Annotated in this window: 22 protein-coding genes and 2 tRNA genes; 13 read left to right on the forward strand and 11 right to left on the reverse strand. The window is 44.2% G+C overall.

Translation table 11 applies throughout. The annotated features are described in order from the left end of the window. Positions 1-3 precede the first annotated feature (3 nt). Entirely contained in the window at positions 4-1,398 is a 1,395-nt protein-coding gene (locus tag QEP07_RS01520) for a RagB/SusD family nutrient uptake outer membrane protein (protein ID WP_256006264.1), read from the forward strand. Positions 1,399-1,422: 24 nt separating this feature from the next. After that, a complete protein-coding gene (locus tag QEP07_RS01525; RefSeq protein ID WP_285008203.1) occupies positions 1,423-3,585 on the forward strand; it encodes a redoxin domain-containing protein in 2,163 nt (720 codons plus the stop codon). Between the two features lie 76 nt (positions 3,586-3,661). On the opposite strand, the gene QEP07_RS01530 is transcribed toward QEP07_RS01525, so the two are convergent. From QEP07_RS01530 to QEP07_RS01550, 5 genes are all read right to left on the reverse strand, one after another. After that, positions 3,662-5,098 carry a serine hydrolase domain-containing protein gene (locus QEP07_RS01530; protein ID WP_285008204.1) on the reverse strand — a complete coding sequence of 479 codons (1,437 nt, stop codon included), beginning with the start codon at positions 5,096-5,098 and terminating at the stop codon, positions 3,662-3,664. Positions 5,099-5,155: 57 nt separating this feature from the next. After that, the gene (locus tag QEP07_RS01535) at positions 5,156-6,076 is read right to left on the reverse strand and encodes a DUF6268 family outer membrane beta-barrel protein (RefSeq protein ID WP_285008205.1); all 921 of its coding nucleotides are present in this window, start codon (positions 6,074-6,076) and stop codon (positions 5,156-5,158) included. A gap of 140 nt (positions 6,077-6,216) precedes the next feature. Further along, positions 6,217-6,972, reverse strand: a complete 756-nt coding sequence (locus QEP07_RS01540; RefSeq protein WP_285008206.1) for a LytR/AlgR family response regulator transcription factor — start codon at positions 6,970-6,972, stop codon at positions 6,217-6,219. After that, a complete protein-coding gene (locus tag QEP07_RS01545) occupies positions 6,969-7,751 on the reverse strand; it encodes a sensor histidine kinase (protein WP_285008207.1) in 783 nt (260 codons plus the stop codon). Before QEP07_RS01545 ends, QEP07_RS01540 begins: the two co-directional genes overlap by 4 nt. Before the next feature lie 478 nt (positions 7,752-8,229). Continuing rightward, positions 8,230-8,302: transfer RNA gene (locus tag QEP07_RS01550), tRNA-Lys, on the reverse strand. A 203-nt stretch (positions 8,303-8,505) separates the two neighbouring features. On the opposite strand from QEP07_RS01550, the gene QEP07_RS01555 reads away from it, so the two are divergent. The 4 genes from QEP07_RS01555 to QEP07_RS01570 all read left to right on the forward strand — a co-directional run bounded on the left by QEP07_RS01555 (position 8,506) and on the right by QEP07_RS01570 (position 11,537). Continuing rightward, positions 8,506-8,811, forward strand: coding sequence for a hypothetical protein (locus tag QEP07_RS01555; protein WP_285008208.1), 306 nt, complete (start codon positions 8,506-8,508; stop codon positions 8,809-8,811). A 52-nt stretch (positions 8,812-8,863) separates the two neighbouring features. Then, positions 8,864-9,301 (forward strand): tail fiber domain-containing protein, encoded by a 438-nt coding sequence (locus tag QEP07_RS01560; protein ID WP_285008209.1) that lies wholly within the window; start codon positions 8,864-8,866, stop codon positions 9,299-9,301. A gap of 63 nt (positions 9,302-9,364) precedes the next feature. Continuing rightward, positions 9,365-10,639 (forward strand): glycoside hydrolase family 99 protein, encoded by a 1,275-nt coding sequence (locus QEP07_RS01565; protein ID WP_285008210.1) that lies wholly within the window; start codon positions 9,365-9,367, stop codon positions 10,637-10,639. A gap of 28 nt (positions 10,640-10,667) precedes the next feature. Further along, positions 10,668-11,537, forward strand: coding sequence for an aldo/keto reductase (locus QEP07_RS01570; protein ID WP_285008211.1), 870 nt, complete (start codon positions 10,668-10,670; stop codon positions 11,535-11,537). Between the two features lie 48 nt (positions 11,538-11,585). Here the strand turns inward: QEP07_RS01570 and QEP07_RS01575 are convergent. After that, a tRNA-Leu gene (locus QEP07_RS01575) sits at positions 11,586-11,669 on the reverse strand. A 73-nt stretch (positions 11,670-11,742) separates the two neighbouring features. Between QEP07_RS01575 and QEP07_RS01580 the strand changes: the two genes are divergently transcribed. Together QEP07_RS01580 and QEP07_RS01585 are read left to right on the forward strand one after the other, a co-directional pair. Beyond that, entirely contained in the window at positions 11,743-12,408 is a 666-nt protein-coding gene (locus QEP07_RS01580; protein WP_285008212.1) for an HAD family hydrolase, read from the forward strand. 16 nt (positions 12,409-12,424) lie between these two features. Next, positions 12,425-13,348 carry an endonuclease/exonuclease/phosphatase family protein gene (locus tag QEP07_RS01585; protein WP_285008213.1) on the forward strand — a complete coding sequence of 308 codons (924 nt, stop codon included), beginning with the start codon at positions 12,425-12,427 and terminating at the stop codon, positions 13,346-13,348. Here the strand turns inward: QEP07_RS01585 and QEP07_RS01590 are convergent, their stop codons facing one another. Next, on the reverse strand, positions 13,349-13,819 hold the full coding sequence (locus QEP07_RS01590) for an Lrp/AsnC family transcriptional regulator (protein ID WP_256006219.1): 471 nt from the start codon (positions 13,817-13,819) through the stop codon (positions 13,349-13,351). It abuts the gene before it with no gap. 371 nt (positions 13,820-14,190) lie between these two features. Between QEP07_RS01590 and serC the strand changes: the two genes are divergently transcribed. Both serC and QEP07_RS01600 read left to right on the forward strand, forming a co-directional pair. Beyond that, the gene (serC, locus tag QEP07_RS01595) at positions 14,191-15,297 is read left to right on the forward strand and encodes a 3-phosphoserine/phosphohydroxythreonine transaminase (protein ID WP_285008214.1); all 1,107 of its coding nucleotides are present in this window, start codon (positions 14,191-14,193) and stop codon (positions 15,295-15,297) included. Between the two features lie 12 nt (positions 15,298-15,309). Beyond that, complete coding sequence (locus tag QEP07_RS01600; protein WP_285008215.1) at positions 15,310-16,167, forward strand: sigma-70 family RNA polymerase sigma factor; 858 nt, start codon at positions 15,310-15,312, stop codon at positions 16,165-16,167. Here QEP07_RS01600 and QEP07_RS01605 read toward each other — a convergent pair. Both QEP07_RS01605 and QEP07_RS01610 read right to left on the reverse strand, forming a co-directional pair. After that, positions 16,164-16,376, reverse strand: coding sequence for a hypothetical protein (locus QEP07_RS01605; protein ID WP_256006213.1), 213 nt, complete (start codon positions 16,374-16,376; stop codon positions 16,164-16,166). The genes QEP07_RS01600 and QEP07_RS01605 overlap by 4 nt on opposite strands. A gap of 137 nt (positions 16,377-16,513) precedes the next feature. Beyond that, a complete protein-coding gene (locus QEP07_RS01610) occupies positions 16,514-16,996 on the reverse strand; it encodes an FKBP-type peptidyl-prolyl cis-trans isomerase (protein ID WP_285008216.1) in 483 nt (160 codons plus the stop codon). 73 nt (positions 16,997-17,069) lie between these two features. Between QEP07_RS01610 and QEP07_RS01615 the strand changes: the two genes are divergently transcribed. Both QEP07_RS01615 and QEP07_RS01620 read left to right on the forward strand, forming a co-directional pair. Further along, entirely contained in the window at positions 17,070-18,236 is a 1,167-nt protein-coding gene (locus QEP07_RS01615) for a glycoside hydrolase family 172 protein (protein ID WP_285008217.1), read from the forward strand. Between the two features lie 321 nt (positions 18,237-18,557). Continuing rightward, the gene (locus tag QEP07_RS01620) at positions 18,558-19,901 is read left to right on the forward strand and encodes a deoxyguanosinetriphosphate triphosphohydrolase (RefSeq protein WP_285008218.1); all 1,344 of its coding nucleotides are present in this window, start codon (positions 18,558-18,560) and stop codon (positions 19,899-19,901) included. Here QEP07_RS01620 and QEP07_RS01625 read toward each other — a convergent pair. Together QEP07_RS01625 and QEP07_RS01630 are read right to left on the reverse strand one after the other, a co-directional pair. Beyond that, positions 19,890-20,135 carry a hypothetical protein gene (locus QEP07_RS01625; RefSeq protein ID WP_256006206.1) on the reverse strand — a complete coding sequence of 82 codons (246 nt, stop codon included), beginning with the start codon at positions 20,133-20,135 and terminating at the stop codon, positions 19,890-19,892. The two genes, QEP07_RS01620 and QEP07_RS01625, sit on opposite strands and share 12 nt — an antisense overlap. 2 nt (positions 20,136-20,137) lie before the next feature. Then, the gene (locus tag QEP07_RS01630; protein WP_285008219.1) at positions 20,138-20,776 is read right to left on the reverse strand and encodes a DUF4136 domain-containing protein; all 639 of its coding nucleotides are present in this window, start codon (positions 20,774-20,776) and stop codon (positions 20,138-20,140) included. Between the two features lie 98 nt (positions 20,777-20,874). Here QEP07_RS01630 and QEP07_RS01635 point away from each other — a divergent pair, with 98 nt between their 5' ends. Beyond that, positions 20,875-21,078: a KTSC domain-containing protein gene (locus tag QEP07_RS01635; RefSeq protein ID WP_285008220.1), complete on the forward strand. Its 204-nt coding sequence runs from the start codon at positions 20,875-20,877 to the stop codon at positions 21,076-21,078. Positions 21,079-21,098 lie beyond the last annotated feature (20 nt).

Genomic DNA, 21,098 nt, shown 5'->3' on the forward strand with positions numbered 1-21,098 from the left:
CTTATGAAAGCTTTTAGTGTTATCAACAAAATATCGACGGTTGCTATCATTCTGACTGGACTAGTTGCCAGTTCGTGTAAGAAACTCATAGAAATACCGTCAAATGCAACAAATAAGGTTTCTGCTGAATTCGTGTTCACGGATAGTGCAAGTATCGTTTCCGCCGTGGCAGGGGTGTACACGAATTTTGGACTGTCTGCCTTCAGCCCGCTATTTGGAAGTGGGGCAGTCACCATATACACCGGACTGACGGGCGACGAGCTTACCGTGGGGGCGAGTACCTATACGGGCACGGACTTTTACAATAACCAGATTACGCCAGATAATAGCACCAACAGGTCAATATGGGCTGATGCATACAAGAACCTCTATCAGATTAATATTTGCCTAAACGGCATTGAGGGCTCTAATGCGATAAGTTCGAAGTTGAAAAATCAGCTGATCGGCGAGTTGAAGGTGGACAGGGCACTTTACTATTATTATATGGTTAACCTTTGGGGACCGGTTCCGCTTATCACTTCCACGGATTATAAGGAAACTCAGCGTATGCCGCGGTCTTCAGTAGAAGATGTTTTTAAGCTGATTATGTCAGACCTGACCGACGCACAGCAGAGATTGACGGCTGAGTATCCTTCTGCTGGTCGGATACGACCAAATTTGCATGTGGCGCAGGCGTTATTAGCCAAGGTGTACCTCTACCTCGGTCAGTATCAGAATGCGATTGATGCGTCCAGCAAAGTGATTTCTTCGCCACTATATAGCCTAACAGCGCTAAACAATGTGTTTTTAAGCGGGAGCGAAGAGGCCATTTGGCAATTACCTGCCAATGGCGTCTACTACCAAACGGTAGAGGCGTCTACGTTTATACCGTATAGCCCAACCGCCCAGCCAAATTATGTGCTTTCTCCGCAGTTACTCGCCGCTTTTGAAAGTGGTGATCCGCGCGTAGCGATCTGGACTGGTGTAAACACGGTAGGCAGCGCTACCTATTATTATCCACGTAAATATAAGAATACCAGTGCTGGTCAGACCCCTGCAGAGGATTACATGATTTTTAGGCTCGCCGACATTTATTTAGTCCGCGCCGAAGCCTATGCGCAACTGGATAAGTTGCCCGAAGCGCTGGCTGACTTAAATAAAATCAGGGATAGGGCGCAGGACCGCGTTGATATCAGTACAGATTCGAAGGCAACGGCGCTAAGCGCTATTCTTCATGAACGGCAGGTCGAGCTCTTTTGCGAATGGGGAAACAGATGGATCGACCTGAAACGTACAAAAATGATAGATGCGGTTCTCGATCCGGTAAAACCATTCTGGAAGAGCAGCGCCGCAGTGTTTCCTGTTCCGCTAGCAGAGCGGCAGGCCAATCCGGCTTTAGACCAAAACGACGACTATTAATATTTGACAAAACTTATAAAGAACATGAATATAACTAAAATTGGGATTTCCTTGTGTGCATTAGCTTTACCGCTATTCGCTGCCGCACAAGGTCGGCAGTATGTGGTAGAGGGCAAGATCGGTAAACTAAATCCCCCTGCCAAGGCTTATTTGTTCCTGGCAAATGGAATTGATTCTACGGTAATAACCAAGGGGTCCTTTAAATTTACCGGCAACGTTGATGGTGCAATGCCTGCGCATATCATTATCAACAAAAAAGGTACGGGCTTACAATCTAATCAGATTGGAGGTAGCCCCTTTACGTTTAACTTTTATATAGAACCGGGGAAGATATCCATCACCAGTCCGGATTCGCTACCAAACGCTAAACTTACTGGTGGACCCTTAAATATGGACTATGTCAGGTTGAAGGCGCAATTGAGACCGACGGACAAAGCCTTGGGTGATCTTGTTGATAAGCTATTGAATGCGACACCGGAAACCAGGAACTCAAAAGCGTTCAATGACAATTTCCAGCAAGAAAGTTCTGCTATCGGCCTTCGGCAAAAGAAGATATGGCTGGATTTTATAAAAAACAATCCCAATTCATTGATGAGTTTAATGGTACTAAAGTCCTATTCGGGCGTTAGCTCCCGTTTGTTATACAATTCGATACCGGGCAGCCCTGCACTCGAGGAGGTGGACTCACTGTACCATACACTCGGTGAGCAGGTACGCCTGAATCCGCTGGGGAAAGATTTCGGCGATGTATTAGCGAGGCAGAAGTACATGAAAATAGGTGCTATTGCACCGGACTTTTCTCAGACTGATGCTAATGGCAAGCTGGTTTCCCTAAAGGATTTTAAAGGCAAATATCTTTTGATAGATTTTTGGGCGAGCTGGTGCGGGCCGTGCCGGGCAGAAAATCCTACAGTAGTTAAAGCCTATCATAAATATAAAGCTAAGGGTTTTGATGTGTTGGGTGTATCGCTGGATTTTGCGAACGGCAGAGAAGCATGGCTCAAAGCTATTGAAGACGATCAGTTGACCTGGACGCAAGTCACGGATTTAAAAGGCTGGCAGAACAAAGTTGCGGATTTGTACATGGTTAGAGCAGTTCCTCAAAATTACTTATTGGATCCGGACGGAAGGATTATTGGAATTAACCTGAGAGGGGAGGCCCTGGAGAACAAATTACAAGAAGTTCTGGGGGCGGTTTCATCTGTCGACCTTGATGCTGATACATTCGAATACGTCGTAAAGGGAAAGTTGCCAAAAAGCTCGATACCTAAGCGTGCTTTTTATGTGTATACACATGTTGATGGCACTATAGCTACCGACTCTACAGATGTTAAAGACGGTGTGTTTTCGTTTAAAGCGTCTACCAATAAAAAGGAAAGTTTAGGATTTGTGAGAGTCTCCGATCTGGTGAAAGGTAAATCTTCCACAAGCGGAAAGTTTATCCAGTTTTATACGGATTCTACGACCATTACCTTGACCAGCGCCGGTACTATTGATCAGGCAAAAATTGCCGGAGGAGAGCTAAACAGGGATGAGCAAGCACTCGCAGAACTCGTTAAAAAAGAGCCAGAAGCAGGCCATTTGAAGTTCCTCCAGTCGCACCCGAACTCCCTGATCAGTATAAATGCGCTTCAGAAATTGCGGGAAAGTTCACCTGACATCGATGTTGAATCTCATTTTAACTCCCTATCTGCCCGTGTGCGCGCATCGGAAAAAGGCAAAGCTTATGCCGCTAAGATATCGGAGTGGAAAAAGGTGATGATTGGCGCTTATGCTCCGCAGTTTACCGCAGCTGACACCGCAGGCAAGCCAGTGTCTTTAAAAGAATTTAAAGGAAAATATGTACTGCTGGATTTTTGGGCAAGCTGGTGTCCTCCTTGTCGTGAGGAAAGTCCGTTTTTAAGAGCTGCGTTGAACAAATATGGTAAAGATAATTTTATCATATTGGGTATTTCATTAGATAATCCCAGAACCGGTAAGGAAGGCTGGATAAAAGCGATAAAAGATGACAAGCTCACCTGGCCACAGGTATCAGATTTAAAATACGAGAATGAGGTAGCCAAGTTGTATTCGGTAACTTCCATACCACAAAACTTCCTGCTGGATCCGGATGGAAGGATTATCGCCACAAATCTTAGGGGGGAGGGGGTTGACCGGAAACTCGGGGAACTTTTGAAGCCTTTATAACGTAATTCTTTTTCCTGCTATAGCTTGTTATTTAACTCTATTTAATAACAGGCTTTAGCAGGATTGCAGGAATGGCCTAATTGGTCTTCAACACCTTGCGGAAAACGATGTTCCTCACGCGTGGAGTGGTGAAACTTATTGCGGAAATGTTGCCGAGGTCATCCCTCAGTATTTGTAGCGTCACTTTAGAATCCTGAATTCGGAAATTGCCGTCAGAGCTGGTTGCCAATTTAAATACTTCATTTGATTTCCGATGGATTTCCAATTGACCATTATTGAGCTTAATGTCAAGTTCTGCCTGTACTTCGTCTGAATAATAATGACCCGTGACGGATTCCAGCGGAATCGGATCGATGGCATTTGGAACTGCGACCACCTCAGGCATTTTCAACGGTTTTTGTGGCGGTTCCTGCCTCGCTTCTAACTTGACTTCCGAAGTTTTTTCCGGTAATAGCAGTTGCCTCAATTCATTTAGGCCGTCGGGCTTACCGTCAAAGGCCGAAGTGTTGGCCAGCCATGCAATGGAAAGCCCGGTTTCCGGATAATATTCCAGGGAACTGCGGTAAGCGGCCGTGGCGCCATCGTGGATGTATACTTTCCAGTTCCTGATCTGAACGATACGCAGACCTGCAGCGTAATCATTCGTTTGTCCATCATTCAATGGCGACCGCGAAATCTGCTTTTGCAGCAGCCCCGGTTTGCCCAGTCTATCACCGGTATAGTACTTGTTCCATTTTAACAGATCTTCGGCTGTTGTAAGCAAACCGCCGCTGCCATACACTTCTTCGTTAGGCATGTCAGGTAGAAAGCTGCTCTGATCTGGGGCATAGGCGATGCTTCTATTGCCGATGATCTCATTTGCATTCGTCCGCCAGCGCGTGTGCGACAGTCCGGCTGGTTTGAAGATAAAACGGCGTGTGAATTTTTGCAGGGTTTCTCCGCTCACGCGTTCGGCGATGATGGCAAGCAGCACGTAATTGGTATTGCTGTACATAAATTCCGCTCCGGGCGAGTGGTTCAGGCTCTGGCGGGAGAGCAAATCAAGTATGTCCTGATTCCTGTAAATTTTGCTGCCCCTTGGCGCATCGGAAGGTGATAGAAGCGCCCAGCAGTCCTTAAGACCACTGGTGTGTTGCATCATTTGCCTCAAGGTAAGCTTCGAAGGATAGAGCGGTAGTTCGGGCAGGTATTTGTGTACGTCTTCATCCAGGGATAACTTCCCCTGCTGCTCCAGCAGGAGTATGGAGGCCGCCGTGAATTGTTTGGACACGGATCCGGCTTCAATCAATGTCTGCGGGGACATTGCTTTTTGGTTTTCAAGATCTGCCATACCGAAAGCTTTCGAGTAAAGGAGCTGTCCGTTTCGGCTGATTGCGATTTGACAACCTGGGCGATCTTTTTTGTAAATGTCGAAAATCTGATCAATCCGCTTCGCGGTATCCTGCCAGTCCTGAGCCTGGGTGCTTAAACGTACCTGGCAAAGCAGTAATAAGATCAGTAAGATGTTCTTCATCTTCATGGGTTTCTTTTATCAATAGGCTAAGTTACTCAGAAAACGCATGTTTATGAGTTAAAGCTTCATCTTTAAACCGATGGAAGCATATGGAGAAACAGAAAAATGATAGTCATTGTCTCCTGCAAATACACCTTTCAAAGTTCTGTCGCTGTATGACGCAGGACGAAATAGGTTAAGTCCCGCCATACCCGTTAAGGATGGCCCTTTTTTACCAAGCTTTACTTCGGGGCGAAATCCCGTAACAATGTATTGATGAGAGAATATAACGTCTTTACCATCCTTTTCCAATAGGGCTACCTGTCCGTTCATTTCAAGCGCATATGATAATTTGAATCTTTCGTTGACAGCATAACCTATGGACACATCCAAGCCATCACCCAATTCAATATTCACATCGTATTTTCCCTCACGCCTCCAATTGACGTAAACGGCCGGAAATACCATCGGATATCCCAGAGAACTGTTTATAGCGACACCTCCTCCGATATCAAGATTGGGATTCAGATGACGGATAAAAACAATGCCCCCGCTGCCAAGCACATTTTTGAAACTGATTTCGGTAAAATCGGTGGACTGCGTAAATATCCCCATTCCGACACTTGCCCTCATGGACCATTTGTCGTTTAAAGGACGTAAATGATAAACGCCAAACTGTAAGTTCATGATTTCGGAGACCATATGTTCCGAAAAGTTTTGGTTATGCAAGGAGACGTATGCCCCTCCAAAACCAATTCCCCAAGCGGTAGGACGGTTATGCTCATTTGACTTCATGGACAAGGGCATATTGAAAGTTCCCTGATAAACCATGGCCGAGCCTTTAGCATCACCTATTTTTTCTCTTGGTTTTTCGCCGGGAGGCAAATAGTAGTAGCCCGAATTTCCGATGTACTCTGTCTTGAAGGATACTTGCTGTGCTTTTGCCTCCAGACATAAAAGCATAACCCATGTTGCAGAGAGTAATGATATTGTCTTCACGATTTTAAAATGTATTTATACTTATTTATTTCTTTGGGCAAAAGAACGGCGAACGCTGCGATCAAGAAATCTCTAAGCGATAGACTTTAGATTTTGCTAAATGAAGTGCAATATAAAGGAGATGGATTTTCTGTATCAAGCTATTGTAGGATACCGTCCATCCATTTGAGAAAGTCTGGTACTCGCATCCGACTAACCAAGACCTCATGTGGGCATTCCGGCGAAAAGGAAAGTTTAAGACGGCTGTTAAAGTATTTTGCAACATTTTCAATGGCTTTGACATTCCCGATGCAATTACGCGACACCCGGAAAAACAATCGGCCATCAAGCTGTTGATCCAATTGATCTAAAGTATAATTAATGATATACCGCCTGTCGTTGAACGTGTGGAGGAAGATGACCCCGTCTTCACTGTAAAAATGGGCAATATCCTTGGTTTCAATATAATGATAGTTTTCACCTTTGGATATCAGGAAACGGTTTTTGGTCTTGAGCGATAGTAGTTGCTCAAAGTTCTTCGGATCGCTTTTATAAGATCGGCTATAGAATATATGCTCAAATTTGTTTAGCGCTGTTTCCAGTTCACTTTCATCAAATGGTTTTAGGAGGTAATCGATACTGTTCAGTTTAAACGCCGCAATAGCATGTTCATCGTAAGCTGTTGTAAATATAACAGGTGTTGTAACATCTACATGGCTAAATATTTCGAAGCAGTTGCCATCTGCAAGACGGATATCCATAAGAATAAGATCGACAACAGATTCTTTCAGAAAACCAATGGTATCTATGACCGTTTTCGTTTGCATTTCCAAGAGATAGTCTGGACGTAACTTCATCATCATACGTTTCAGTTCTTCGTATGCAAACCGCTCATCTTCTACGATCAGGTATTTCATGACTGTATGTAGGGGATTTTTACAATAAACAATTCCTCGGTATGATCAACCATAACTTCTTTAGCATAGATTTTATACTGCCTGGTAATGTATTTTAGCCCGATTCCACCTTTATCAGCACTGCCCGATGGCTGGATGTTGTTTTCGACTGTGATATGTTCGTAATCAATATTGATTGTGATATTTAATGTTGATTCTTCCGTTGCGATATTGTGCTTGAATGCATTTTCTATAAGCAGCTGCAGCGTTAGGGGGATAATCTTATGCTGTTTATTGGGCGATATTTTGTTTACCGTAAAAGTAAAGGAGTTCTCGAATCTCATCCGCATGAGGAATATATACGAATCCAAAGCATTCAATTCTTCCGTAATGGACACTATCGGTTGTTGCGTGAGGGACAGTACATAGCGATAGTTTTTTGAGAGAGCTTTCGTGAACTTGTTGGCATTTTCCTGATTTATATATATCAAAGATGACAATACATTAAGGGAATTAAACAGGAAATGAGGGTTTATCTGTGATCTCAATGTCTCGTGCTGAAACAGCAGAACCTCACGTTTGGCTTTTTCTGAATCGGCTATCGCTTTCTGTTCAGACTGGAAATAATGGATCAACTCAAAGACCAACAGAATAGGAATATTTGTTGACATGGCAAAAGCAAACTTAACGTGGAACGGGGGCAGTCCCTCCTGGGGAATGCGGAATACGTCATAAATCAGAAAATTAAATGCCCATAGTAATATCAGGCATATCAAGGTTATCCCCATAATATCTGCCATAATTCGCAAGAATATATTCTTTGAATAAGGTAGGTTTTTATTTAAAAACCTTAATAAGGTGTAATCGGCTATACACATAGCAAAGATTACCACATAATGGGCTGATAGCTGTATATGAAAATTTCGCCATAAATCTTCTTTCATTAAAACAATGGTAAAAAGCATTTGACAAAGGGCATATACCAGTGTCGAAAAAAAGAAGATTGTGAGTCTCTTTATATTAATGTTTTTTATTCGAATCATTGTCCAAAAATATATTTTAGGTATCAAGGATGTGTTTTATTTATTCCGACTTTCCGATGAACTTCATTATTTAAGGGATGAATTCAAGGTGTCGCACTGAATGGTTGGGATTTGATGGAACAAGACATCGAACTCTGAGGCTAGGTTCTGCTATTGCTTTTATTTGTCAGATTAACAGGAAATTGGAGGGTAAAAAAATGGGACAAATCCATATATTCAGATTTGTCCCAAGACGTGATCCCGCTGGGATTCGAACCCAGGACCACTACATTAAAAGTGTAATGCTCTACCAGCTGAGCTACGGAATCATTCCCCTTTTGAGGAGGTGCAAAGATAGAATTAAATGTTTATTTTGCTATAAAAATTTTAAAAAGTTTGATGTCGGTTTGTATGTGCTGTATTGGCATCGCTTTGCAGGCGGGAATTTTTACAAAACGATGTTTGCAACTGAGTTGTTATACTGTATATTTGTTAGCAAGAGCAACCAATTATAAGTTAAACGACGAATACTATGCTAAGTAAAATAGCAGGCATTTTCTTGTTGTTATCATTTGTTTTGGCAAAAGGAGTAGATCTGATTGCTGATTCTGGTTTGCCTGCTTACGCCTATCATGTAGACCAGTCTTCGGACGAGGTTCCTGATGAGGATTCTAAAGAAAATAAACTGACGGAATATCCTGATGAACTTTATGCTGAGGTGGCGGCTACCGTCCCCTTTGTTGTTCTGTTTTCAACCTTTGATGGACGGGGTAATCCGAATACCCTGACGGTTCATCTTTCTACGTCTTGTCCGCCTCCGGACGGTGCCGCTGTTTAAATAGCGCGACTAATTTTCTTTTAAATTTTATTAATCATTTAAATTATACTTTATGAAATATCCAATGTTGGGTAAAGTTTCTTTGATGGGACTTTTACTGAGTGTGACTGCTGTTGGTGCGAATGCACAGAAAATCGATGAAAAGGAGCTGAAGATTGGTGTGGGTCAGATTTCGAATACAACCCGCCAGCTGACCAGTCTACAGCCTGTTGTTTTTAAATATGATGTGGAGAAGTTTAAGCATCTGAATTTACCTGCCGGTGAGCATTATGGTTTTCTGGCTAGTGATGTTGCCGCGGCTTTCCCTGGGTTGGTGAAACAAACTTCTAAGCAGTATCCTTCGGGCAAAAACAGCCATAAGGTTGCTACGTACAGTGAAGTGGATACGAAGGAGCTCATTCCTATGCTTGTGGCTGCTATAAAAGAGCAGCAGGAGCAGATAGAAAGCCTTAAGGTTCAGCTAAACCAGTTGAAGCAAAAGGCCAAATAAGTTTTGCCAGTGTTTTTAGTTTAAAGCATCGTGTTTACACGGTGCTTTTTTTATATTCAGGCTATGAAACAAAATGTTGTTGTAGTTGCGCTGTTGCTCGTGGTGTCGCTGCCGTATGGTATGGTGCAGGCACAGAGCAGGCATGGTAAGGCTGGGTTGTTTAAGAGCTACTCGCGACTGGTTATGGCGGGTTATCAGGGCTGGCACAACGCAGAGGCTGATGGGGCTGGTCGTGGCTGGTATCATTACACGCGGCAGGGAAAGTTTGAACCGGGCTTTACCAACGTTGATCTGTGGCCCGAGGTCGGCGAGCTAAAACGTACGTATCAGACCAATTTTAAGCATGCTGATGGCAGTCCGGCTTTTGTGCACAGTGCCTATGATTCGTCGACCGTCGATACGCATTTTAAATGGATGAAGGATTACGGTGTCGACGGCGTGTTTATGCAACGGTTTGTTGTAGAAATAAAAGAGAAGAGGGGTCGGCATCATTTTAACCGGGTCTTGCAGAACGCGCTGGGCGCTTCGCAGAAATACGGTAGGGCTATCTCTGTAATGTACGATCTATCGGGATGCCAGGGCATGGTAGATATGCAGGTGCTTATCGACGACTGGAAGAATCTGGTGGATAGCATGAAGATCACCCGGCAGGGTAAAAAGCAAACCTACTTGTTTCATAGAGGTAAGCCGCTGGTGGTGATATGGGGGGTAGGCTTTAACGACAAGCGTAAATACTCGATTGAAGATGTGGCGAGCGTGGTAGATTTCCTAAAAAATGACCCGGTATATGGGGGCTGTTCGGTGATGCTGGGTGTACCAACGTATTGGCGGGAAATGAGAGATGACACTGAGAACAATCCGCTTCTGCATGAGCTGATCAGGAAGGCTGATATTGTGCATCCATGGACCATCGGGCGGTATGGAGATGAGGCTGGCTATGAGCGATATGCCGGGGTGCAGCGTGAGGATATGGCATGGTGTAAGGCTAATGGGCTGGATTATACGGCGGTAGTATTTCCTGGCTTTAGCTGGCATAACATGAATAGTTCGGCCCCATCTGATCAGATTCCGCGTGAGCGTGGTACCTTCTTCTGGAAACAGATTGAGGGCGCGGTAAGGCAGGGTGCGCAGTCAATATATATCGCGATGTTTGACGAGATTGATGAAGCTACGGCGATTTTCAAGGTTTCTAAGAATCCGCCGGTAGGCGCGAGTACATTTGTTAGTTTTGAAGCGGATATACCGTCTGACTACTATTTGTATCTTAGCGGCCATGCTGGTAAGATGCTTAGGAGGGAGCTGCCGTTCCGGGCAACGCCACCGCCTCCGATCAGGTAGCTTTTATCAAAACTTCAAACAATTTTAAATGGTTCATGTAATTACTGGTATGGAATCTATAAACACAAAATATACATTGGTGAACGGGGTAGAGATCCCCGCTATAGGCTTTGGAACATGGCAAACACCAGATGGCGAAACTGCGGTATCGGCTGTGAAAGCAGCATTGGAATACGGATACCGGCATATTGACACTGCAGCGGTTTATCAGAATGAACATAGCGTAGGAAAGGCAATCGCCGAATCGGGTGTGGCGCGGAAGGATATTTTTGTAACCAGTAAGTTGTGGAACAGTGAGCGCGGTTATGACAAAACGATATGGGCTTTCGAGAAGTCGCTTGCCGATCTTGGTTTGGAATATCTTGATCTTTACCTGATTCACTGGCCTGCCAATGAAAAGCAGTTTGCCAACTGGCAGCGACTGAACGAGCAGACTTGGAGGGCTTTTGAAGAGTTGTATAAGCAAAAGCGGATCAGAGCGATTGGAGTAAGCAACTTTTTGCCACACCATTTGGAGGCATTGATTCCGGAAGCGGAGGTTATGCCTATGGTAAACCAGATCGAGTTTCATCCGGGACAAATGCAGGAGGAGACGGTCTCCCTGTGTCGCGATAATAATATTTTGATCGAGGCCTGGGGACCGCTTGGTACGGGCCGGATGCTTGACAATGCTGACTTGAAAGAGATTGCTGCGAAATATGATGTATCCGTTGCGCAGTTATGTGTGCGGTGGTGCCTGCAGAACGGTACTTTGCCATTGCCTAAATCTGTAACTCCCGAGCGGATAAAGCAAAACCTTGAAGTCGATTTTGCGATCAGCGAGGAGGATATGCAACGGATCAATGCTTTCCCGTATATAGGCGGGTCTGGATTGAATCCTGATGAGGTTGATTTTTAAAAGATAAGCCTAATAAAAAAGGGAACAACCTGCGGGTTGTTCCCTTTGTGCCCGAAGAGAGACTCGAACTCTCAAGGATATTACTCCAACGGCTTCTGAGACCGCAACGTTTACCAATTTCGCCATCCGGGCATGACTAAACGATAACGTTTAATGGGCGCAAATATAGAAAAAGTATTATAAAAAACATGCTTATCTTTGTTTAATGAATAAAAATCTAGCTGTAATCTTTGATATGGACGGAGTGATCTGTCACACAAACCCTTACCATTCTATTGCCTTCCGTGAGTTTTTTTCTTTGAGGGATTTGTCGCCCACCGACGAAGAGTTTGCCCAGCATATGTTTGGCAAAAGCAACAGCTATATTTTAAGTCATTTCCTGAAGCGGCCTATTAGCGGACAGGAGTTGCTTGAGCTGGAGGATGAGAAAGAAAGCTTGTTTAGAAAAATTTATGAGCCTCATGTTGAGCCGGTAGGGGGATTGGAGGGTTTTATAGATGATCTGCACCTGAATGGTGCTAAAATAGGGGTAGCCACTTCTGCGCCTATGGCCAATTTGTTGCTGATCTTAAGTAAAGTGTTGATCCGCGAAAAACTGGGCTCTATTATGGCTAGCGAAGATGTAAGCCGCCATAAACCAGACCCGGAGGTATATCTAACTTCGGCGAAGAATCTGGGTGTAAGTCCGGATAATTGTGTGGTGTTCGAAGATTCTTTTTCTGGTGTATCCGCTGCGCTAAATGCCGGAATGAAAGTAGTCGGGGTGTTAACATCACATGCCAAGGAGGAACTTCCTCCATGCGACCTTTATATACATAATTATGAGGGTTTGACTTATCAGACTGTTGCTGCGCTGGTTGGCTCCCATTAATTTACTATCTTGTGCTATGCTAAAAAAAGTATCAGTTTTCTTGTTGGGGTTGGTTTTTGCGGTGAACGGTTCGTTTGCGCAGCAATTGAATGTGGCCACGTTTAATATCAGATATAAAAACAGTGGCGATGCCAAAAATGGAAATGGCTGGGATCAGCGCATGCCTGTTGTTGCAGATCTGATACGGTTTCATGACTTCGATATCTTCGGTACACAGGAGGGACTTCATGAACAGCTGGAGGATTTGTCGGTTAAGCTTCAGGAGTATAAGTATATCGGTGTAGGCCGCAACGACGGGAAAAAGTCGGGCGAGCATGCCGCTATTTTTTATAAACCGGAAAAGTTCAGGCTGCTGCAGAGCGGCAATTTCTGGCTGTCGGAAAAAACGGATAGCCCCAACAGGGGATGGGACGCCGCGTTGCCAAGAATATGCACATGGGGTGAATTTCAGCATATTGAAACGGGAACCAAATTTTACTTTTTTAACACGCATTTCGACCATGTAGGCATTAAAGCACGCAGAGAAAGTGCAAAGCTCATTATGGCAAAAATCAGCGAGTTTGCTTCCAATGAGACGGTGATTTTGACCGGTGATTTTAATGTAGACCAGACCAATGAAATCTATGAGATCATGAATGGTTCAAATGTGGTGCGTGATGCCTACGAAACGGCGCTGTTCCGCTATGCCACCAATGGCACGTTCAATCATTTTGAAATAAATTCTAAAACGAATAGCCGGATCGACCACATATTTTTGACTAAACAGGTGGTGGTAAAGCGCTATGGTGTGCTTACAGATAGCTACAGGGCTACGCGGGCTGATGCAGGGGACGTGAATACTTCGGGGAATTTTCCGAGGGAACTGAGCTTGAAAGCCTTTGAGGCTAAACTTCCGTCGGATCATTTCCCTGTAATGGCTGTTATTGAGTTTAAAAAATAGCTATAGAAAGTGATAGGCGGTTTCTTTTTTTACCTCCGACAGGACCAGGAAACTATGAATGCTGCCAACGTTGGGCAGGTTTGCCACCTTGGTTTTTAGAAACTCATTGTAGGCGTTCATGTTTGGCATCATGATTTTAAGCATGAAGTCGTAGTGCCCGGTCAGGTTATAGCATTCCATGACCTCGGGATATGCGGTAACAGTCTTTTGAAAGCTGATGATCGCCTCTTCTGAATGGGCCGTAAGGTTGATGTGCGGAAATGCGATGAATACAGGTCCCAGTTTGCTGTAGTCGACCATAGCCACGGTAGATCTGATATAGCCCTCTTCCCTAAGTCGTTTTACGCGTTCAAAGATGGCGTTTGCCGAGCGTTTGATCTTAAAACCTATTTCTTTATAAGATAAAAGTGCGTTGCGTTGTACCAGACGCAAAATGTCGAAATCTGTTTCATCAAGTTTGTGGTTGTGCATCCTGGTGATTTTGGCTTAGTGTATTTCTTTTAGTAAGGTCTGGTTGTATCTGTCAGTACGCCCAAATGTATAAAATGCTCTGTTATATTGCAAATCAATTGGATTCTAATATTTTGACGTTTTGCTCAAAATATATGTATTGTGATTACTTAGTGTATATTTTACATTATCTAGGCCGGCTTTTTATTTTGCTAAAAATTAAATTCTGCGTTCAGGCATTAAACAGTGTCTAACCAAATAATATTGGTGATTCTGGTCTCGATTCCGTTTTTTTTACCAAAATGATACAGACATAAAGTAATAAATAATTTAACCTCTGAACTTTATCCTCGGAAACTCTGGGTTTCTGTTATTCAACTGACTTATTGAACATGAAAAAACACAATTTTGGTGCAGGCCCCTGTATTTTACCGGCGTCGGTCACGGAACGGGCAGCTCAGGCGGTATTGGATTGGAACGGTATGGGTCTGTCTATCCTGGAAATTTCGCATCGCTCTCCTGAGTTTGAGGCGGTGATTCTTAAAACACAACTCCTGATCAGGGAACTTCTTCATGTTCCCGATAGCTACTCGGTGCTTTTTCTTCAGGGCGGGGCCAGTACGCAGTTTAACATGGTTCCGATGAATTTCCTGAAGCCGGGTTCGCGTGCCGACTATCTGGACACGGGTTACTTTTCTCAAAAAGCGATCCGAGAAGCCAGTTTATTCGGCAAGGTTAGGGTAGTGGCCTCTTCTGCAGACAAGGATTACTCGTACATCCCGGATTATATTGACGAGACGCATGATGCGGCATATTTGCATTGTACATCCAACAACACCATTGAGGGTACAGAGATGTTTCATCTTCCAGAGACTAAGGTTCCTGTGATATGCGATATGTCGTCAGATATTTTTTCCAGGATCATTAACGTACGTGATTTTGACCTTATCTATGCTGGCGCACAGAAAAATATGGGTCCGGCGGGGCTGACGTTGGTTATCGTGAAAAACGCGCTACTGGAAAGAATTGATAAGGCCATACCTGCTATGAGCGACTATCGCGTATATAAAGACCATAACAGTTTGTATAATACCCCTCCTGTTTTCTCCATTTATACGGCGATGCTTAATCTGCTATGGCTTAAAGATCAGGGTGGGATACCGGCTATTGAGCATCAGAATAAGAAAAAAGCTGCAATGCTGTACCAGGAGATTGATCGTAACGCGCTCTTTTACGGATTGGCTACTCCGGCTCATCGCTCCAGAATGAACGTTACTTTTAAAATGCATGATGAAGGATTGGAGCCGGCCTTTCTTTCCTTTGCCTCCAGCCGGGGTATTGTAGGTATAAAAGGCTACCGGACCGTTGGCGGGTTCAGGGCTTCATTGTATAACGCGCTGCCCATATCAAGCGTGGCGCTCCTGGTAGAGGTTATGCAGGAATTTGAAGCAGAAATTGGTGTTGGGAAAATACAGGCTGAATATAATATGGCTATATAATGGACCGCGGCGATGAGAGAAATACGTATCGAAAAATCTTTTACAAACCGGGACAGCGATTCGTTAAACCGGTACTTAAGTGAAATCAACAAAATAGATCTGATTTCAGCTGATGAAGAGGTCAGGCTTTCCAGAAAGATAAAACTCGGTGATGAGCAGGCATATGAGAAACTTGTTAAGGCCAATCTCAGGTTTGTTATCTCCTGCGCCAAAAAATACCAGGGCGTTGGTCTTTCTCTCGGTGACCTGGTGAGTGAGGGTAATCTGGGTCTAATGAAGGCGGCCAGGATGTTTGATGAAAGTAAGGGCTTCAAGTTTATATCTTATGCAGTCTGGTGGATCAGGCAGGCGATGCTTTCGGCAATATCCGAACACATGCGGATGATAAGGCTGCCTATGAACCAGATACTTACCATAAATAAAATAAAGCATAATGCTGCTAGCCTTGAGCAATCGCTGGAACGCGAGCCTACGATAGAGGAATTGGCGGAAGTGATGGAAACAGAGTCGGATATTATCGCGAAAACACTCGGGCAGGACGGGCATATGAAGTCGCTTGATGAAAAGGTTTCTGAGGATAGTGATCTTGATATTGGCGGTGGACTGGCCGATCCCAATACGCTGGATGCGGATCACCTTGTGATAAAGTCATCGCTTGGCGTTGAAGCCGAGAGGCTTTTAGCTTCGCTTGGGAAGCGGGATGCCAATATTCTCAGGCAAATCATGGGTATTGGCTGCGAAGGTCCGATGACGCTTGAAGAGGTGGCCATAAGAAATGATCTAAGTAAAGAGAGAGTGAGGCAAATACGCGCGAGCACAATCTCCCAGCTCCGGAAAGCAAACCTGACCCGGCTAAAGGAATATATTTAGTAAAAGGACACTTCTTCGCAGTTGTAGCCGCGTTCTTTAAGCAGATACCGGACTACTTCTACGCATGGTATAGACGATACCACGCTTAGCAGTCTGTCTTCAAAAGCAAAGAGCCAGTTTTTTTCTCCAAACAGCATGTCAAAAACAGGCTCTATTTTTTTAATGTCCCTCTTATGCGTTAAACTTGTCTTAAAAATCGATGTGTTCATTTCTTCTTTGACCTGGAATGAGATAATTTGTTTCAAACTCTGGTTCAAAAATGAAGAAAAAGTAAGCATGAGGGAATACACATAAGGTCATCAGTAAGTGAGAGGCGGTAAAGACCCGCTATTTACCGGTGAAAACCTTAATTCGTGTTTTTGGCAATATTGACTACGAAATCGAGCACCGAATTTGCCGGTACCCGTTCGTTTGCAATATGTCCGTAACCGTAAAAGGATGGCAAGAACATACGGACAGTGCTGCCTTTTTTTACAAGCGGAAGAATGGCCTGCCACCCAAGCATAGCACCCTTTAAAGAGAATGTTTCTGGTGTTGAGCCGGTGGTTACAAACTCTGGTCCGTTTAATATTTTTCCTGTATAGGTGGCCGTTAGGGAACTGTTCAGTGTAATGGCCTCACCGTCTCCTTCCGTGGTAACCTGGTAAAATATGCCGGTATCTTCCTGTTTTATAACGGAAATACTGTTGGCTTTAACGTAGGCTCTTATGGCAGTAGTATCAATGTGAAACTGTGCAAGTTCATCGAAGGGTTCAACTTCATCTTTCTTGCAGGCTGCGATGCTGATCATCACGCAGGCCAATATCAGGATGTGCTTCAGGTAGTTCATATACAAATATACAAGTTAAGGATAATGTTTTTATATTGGTTTCGGAATATTCCGAAACACCAAATAAAACCATATGAAAAAGTTAGTCGCCTGCGCTGCATTATTATTTGCTGTATCGCACGCTGATGGGCAGACGCCTGAAAAGTTCAACGGACTTGACATGAACCTGGGCAGTTTGTCGAGATTGTCTGATGCTAAAACCCGTTCTATAAGTCCCGAAAATTTTACCGGGGAAAAGGGAAAGGCTGCCATGGCTGATCCTGCGAAGCAGAAGGGTCAGCGTAATGTGGCAAATGCTGCGGATGCTGCGCGCGACCTGGGAGTAGGCTGGAAAGTGAATCCATTTATTATTGTAAAAAGTGGAGAAACGATCACCATTGCGGAAATGGAAGGTCCCGGAGCTATTCAACAAATCTGGATGACTCCTACAGGCAACTGGCAGTTTTCAATCCTCAGGTTTTATTGGGACGACGAAAAGGAAGCATCTGTAGAATGTCCTGTAGGCGCATTTTTTGGAATGGGATGGGGAGAATACGCTCCTTTAAACTCTTTGCCGGTGACCGTTAATCCAGGAAGTGCATTTAACTGTTACTGGAAGATGCCTTTCCGTAAGAAGTGCCGGATTACGCTCGAAAATATCAATCCGCGCGACGAGATGCGACTGTATTACCAGGTGAACTATACTTTAACGACCGTAGGTGAAGACGAGGCTTATTTTCATGCGCAATATAGGCGTAGTAATCCCAACCTGACCTCAGTACACACCATTATAGACGGCATAAAGGGTAAAGGACATTATGTGGGGACCTACATGGGGCTGGGTGTGAATAATGTTGGCTGGTGGGGTGAAGGAGAGATTAAGTTCTATATGGATGGCGACAAAACCTATCCGACGATAGCCGGAACAGGTACGGAGGACTACTTTTGTGGTTCTTATAATTTTGACAGAGGCGGTAAATATGTTGAGTTCAGCACACCTTATGCGGGCTTTCATCAGGTAATCCGTCCTGACGGCACTTACCGCTCACAGCAGCGCTTCGGTATGTATCGCTGGCATGTTATGGATCCTATTCGTTTTGATAAAGATCTTAAGGTAACTATTCAGGACTTAGGATGGCGTGACGGTGGACGGTATCTGCCGCAAAAATCCGATATTGTGACCGTAGCCTACTGGTATCAGCGTGAGCCTCATGCGCCTTTTCCTAAACTTCCGTCGAGAGATGATCTTGAGGTAAATTAGATAAAATAAAAAAAGGGTAGTTCCATCCAGACACAACCCTTTTCTAACCAAATATAAACCTGTATGAACGGTTTTCTCTTTTAATACAATCTCTGTACCAGTACATGAGATTGTGATTTATTTTCTATCTATCAAACGCCTTTGTGAGCTTGTTATTACGTTCCGTAAAGGCTTTTGTTAGGACAAATATAAGTAATGCAACAATAGTGTACAATATACACTAAGTTATATGACTTTAAACTAACAATTCTCGTGCCGGATAGCTTTGATTTTGTCAGCACCACAAATTAATTCTATTTTGGCGGCGTGAATACGCAAACAATGAACTGGGAGAAGCTGCTGTCGGCAAAGCGATGGGGCAGCGAAGATCGTTTCAAAGGCAATCAAAAAGAGGCGAGGTCGGAATTTCAGCGCGACTATGATCGGATTATTTTTTCATCTCCTTTTCGGAGACTGCAAAATAAGACTCAGGTCTTTCCTTTGCCCGGGAGCGTTTTTGTGCATAATCGGCTTACCCATAGTCTTGAAGTGGCAAGTGTGGGCCGTTCGCTCGGCACGATATTTTATAATCGGATGCGCGACAGCGATCCTGACATAGACAACACTTGCCCTTTACTTGCTGAAATTGGAAATATCGTGGCATCGGCCTGTCTGGCGCATGACCTTGGGAACCCTGCATTCGGCCATTCGGGGGAATCGGCCATATCTTCCTACTTCATTAATGGCGGCGGGCGTATCTATAAGGATCAGGTGAACGCGCAGCAGTGGAACGACCTTATACATTTTGAGGGTAACGCCAATGCCCTGAGGATACTTACGCATCAGTTTAAGGGTAAGGGGTCGGGTGGATTTGCGCTAACGTACGCCACACTAGCCGCTATCGCGAAGTATCCATGCGCATCTTTGGCTGGTCACGATAAGACAAAGGTCTACACGAAGAAGTATGGATATTTTGTTTCTGAGGAGAGTACTTTTGAGAAGCTGGCCATAGAAATGGGACTTATTCATGTGCAGCAGGATCCATCGGTATATATGCGGCATCCGCTGGTGTACCTTGTCGAGGCTGCAGACGATATTTGCTACAATATTATTGATCTGGAGGATGCGCATCGCCTTGGTATACTTAGCTACGAGGAGATTAAACAGTTGCTGCTGCCGTTGTGCAATGATGCCAATATAGAGAGGCGATTGGCTGAGATAGACGATCATGACGCGAGGATAACGCTCATGCGTGCCAAGTCTATCAGTACGCTGATCGGCTTATGTTCTGAGGTTTTTTTCAACGAGCAAACGGCTATCCTTTCAGGCGAATTCAATAAAAGTTTAATGGATGCTATTCCGGCTACTTTCCATACGGTGATGAAAGATATTGAGCGCATATCTGTGAAGCGCATTTACAACGATTCATCAGTAGTCCAGATTGAAGTGGCGGGCTACAAGGTCATGGAGGGTTTGTTGGAGGAATTTATTCCCGCGTATCTTGAGAACAAGTCGAAGTACCATAAAAAACTCATAGAACTTATTCCAAGGCAGTTTCTAACCGATAGCACCGATCCTTACTCCAAAATCCAGAGTGTACTGGATTTCGTTTCGGGTATGACGGATATCTATGCTGTTGAGATGTTCAGAAAGATAAAAGGCATTTCCTTCCCTTCAATCAGCTGACAAGTTAAGATGTTTCTCGATGGCTTGTTCGATGTCAAGGAAAGCCTGGGCCGACATGCTGCGTGTGCCGAAGTTTTCAATACTCCAGTTGCCTTCGGGGCAACGGTTGAGGATAATGGGATGCGGCTCGCCCGTTACCATCTCAACTTTAAAACGGTCGTTGTTTTCTGAGGCTGTAACAATGGCGTCAAGCTCAAGACAGCCTACGGTAAACGTGATCGGGAATATCTTCATATTTATTCGGCTTGTTTTATAATCCCCTTTTGGGTCATGTCGTTAAATATTTTATCACTGAATTCGGTGGCTAGGGATTGTGGACTTGCAGGATCTACAGATCTGGCCTGCCCGGAGTAAAGGAGCTTGTCTGCATTCAGGTCATAGAAATTTGCCTCCAGCATAAAGTTGTTTGTGACCGTGTAATATCCTGGTTCGTAAATGCGGGTATACATCATGTTATAGTATCCCCAAAACCGGTAAGGGCCGGGGTATATGCCCATCATTCCCGGAGTGTATCGCTTTTCTTTGCTCTTATCCAGAAGGGCAACGGTAAATGCACCATCGTAGCCTTTTTCCTTGAGCTTGCTTAGGGCTGCTTTTTCTTCTAATTTTTCAAAAGCTTTGGGTCCGTATTCGGCATAGGCGGAACCGGCGTTTATTCCGTAAGACTGCAGGCGCTTGACAATCACATTTTCTGTGTTTTCTCTTAAATTCCTGTCTCTGTCGCCCATCAACCCGATGACAAGCACTTTGTTGAAGCCTCGCAAAGAGGCATCAGGGGCGTTCCATGAGGAGACCAGTCTGGTGCTGCTGCAGGAGGAAACGATACATGTTACCACCGCACCGAAAATCAAACCCAATTTATATATCCGTTTCATAATATGAATATTTGCTTACAGGAATAACAATCCAGTAGAGGATTTGATTGCATTATTTACTAAACCCAATGTAAAATGGTTTGTTTATTACAAAAGGCATGCCTTCAAGCGTTATTAAACATATAGATTATGATGCCGGTTTGAAAATACTTACGGTGGTGTTTCAGTCTGGAAAGGTATATTATTACAAAAATGTACCGCAGGGTGCATATTTGTCGCTCAAAACTGCAAGATCGAAAGGCGCCTACCTCAACAAGTGCATAAAGGGCGTCTATGAATACGAAAGCTCAGATCTGGACTAACCAAACCTGAGCTTTACAAG

The sequence above is a fragment of the Pedobacter faecalis genome (assembly GCF_030182585.1).
Classification (GTDB): domain Bacteria; phylum Bacteroidota; class Bacteroidia; order Sphingobacteriales; family Sphingobacteriaceae; genus Pedobacter; species Pedobacter faecalis.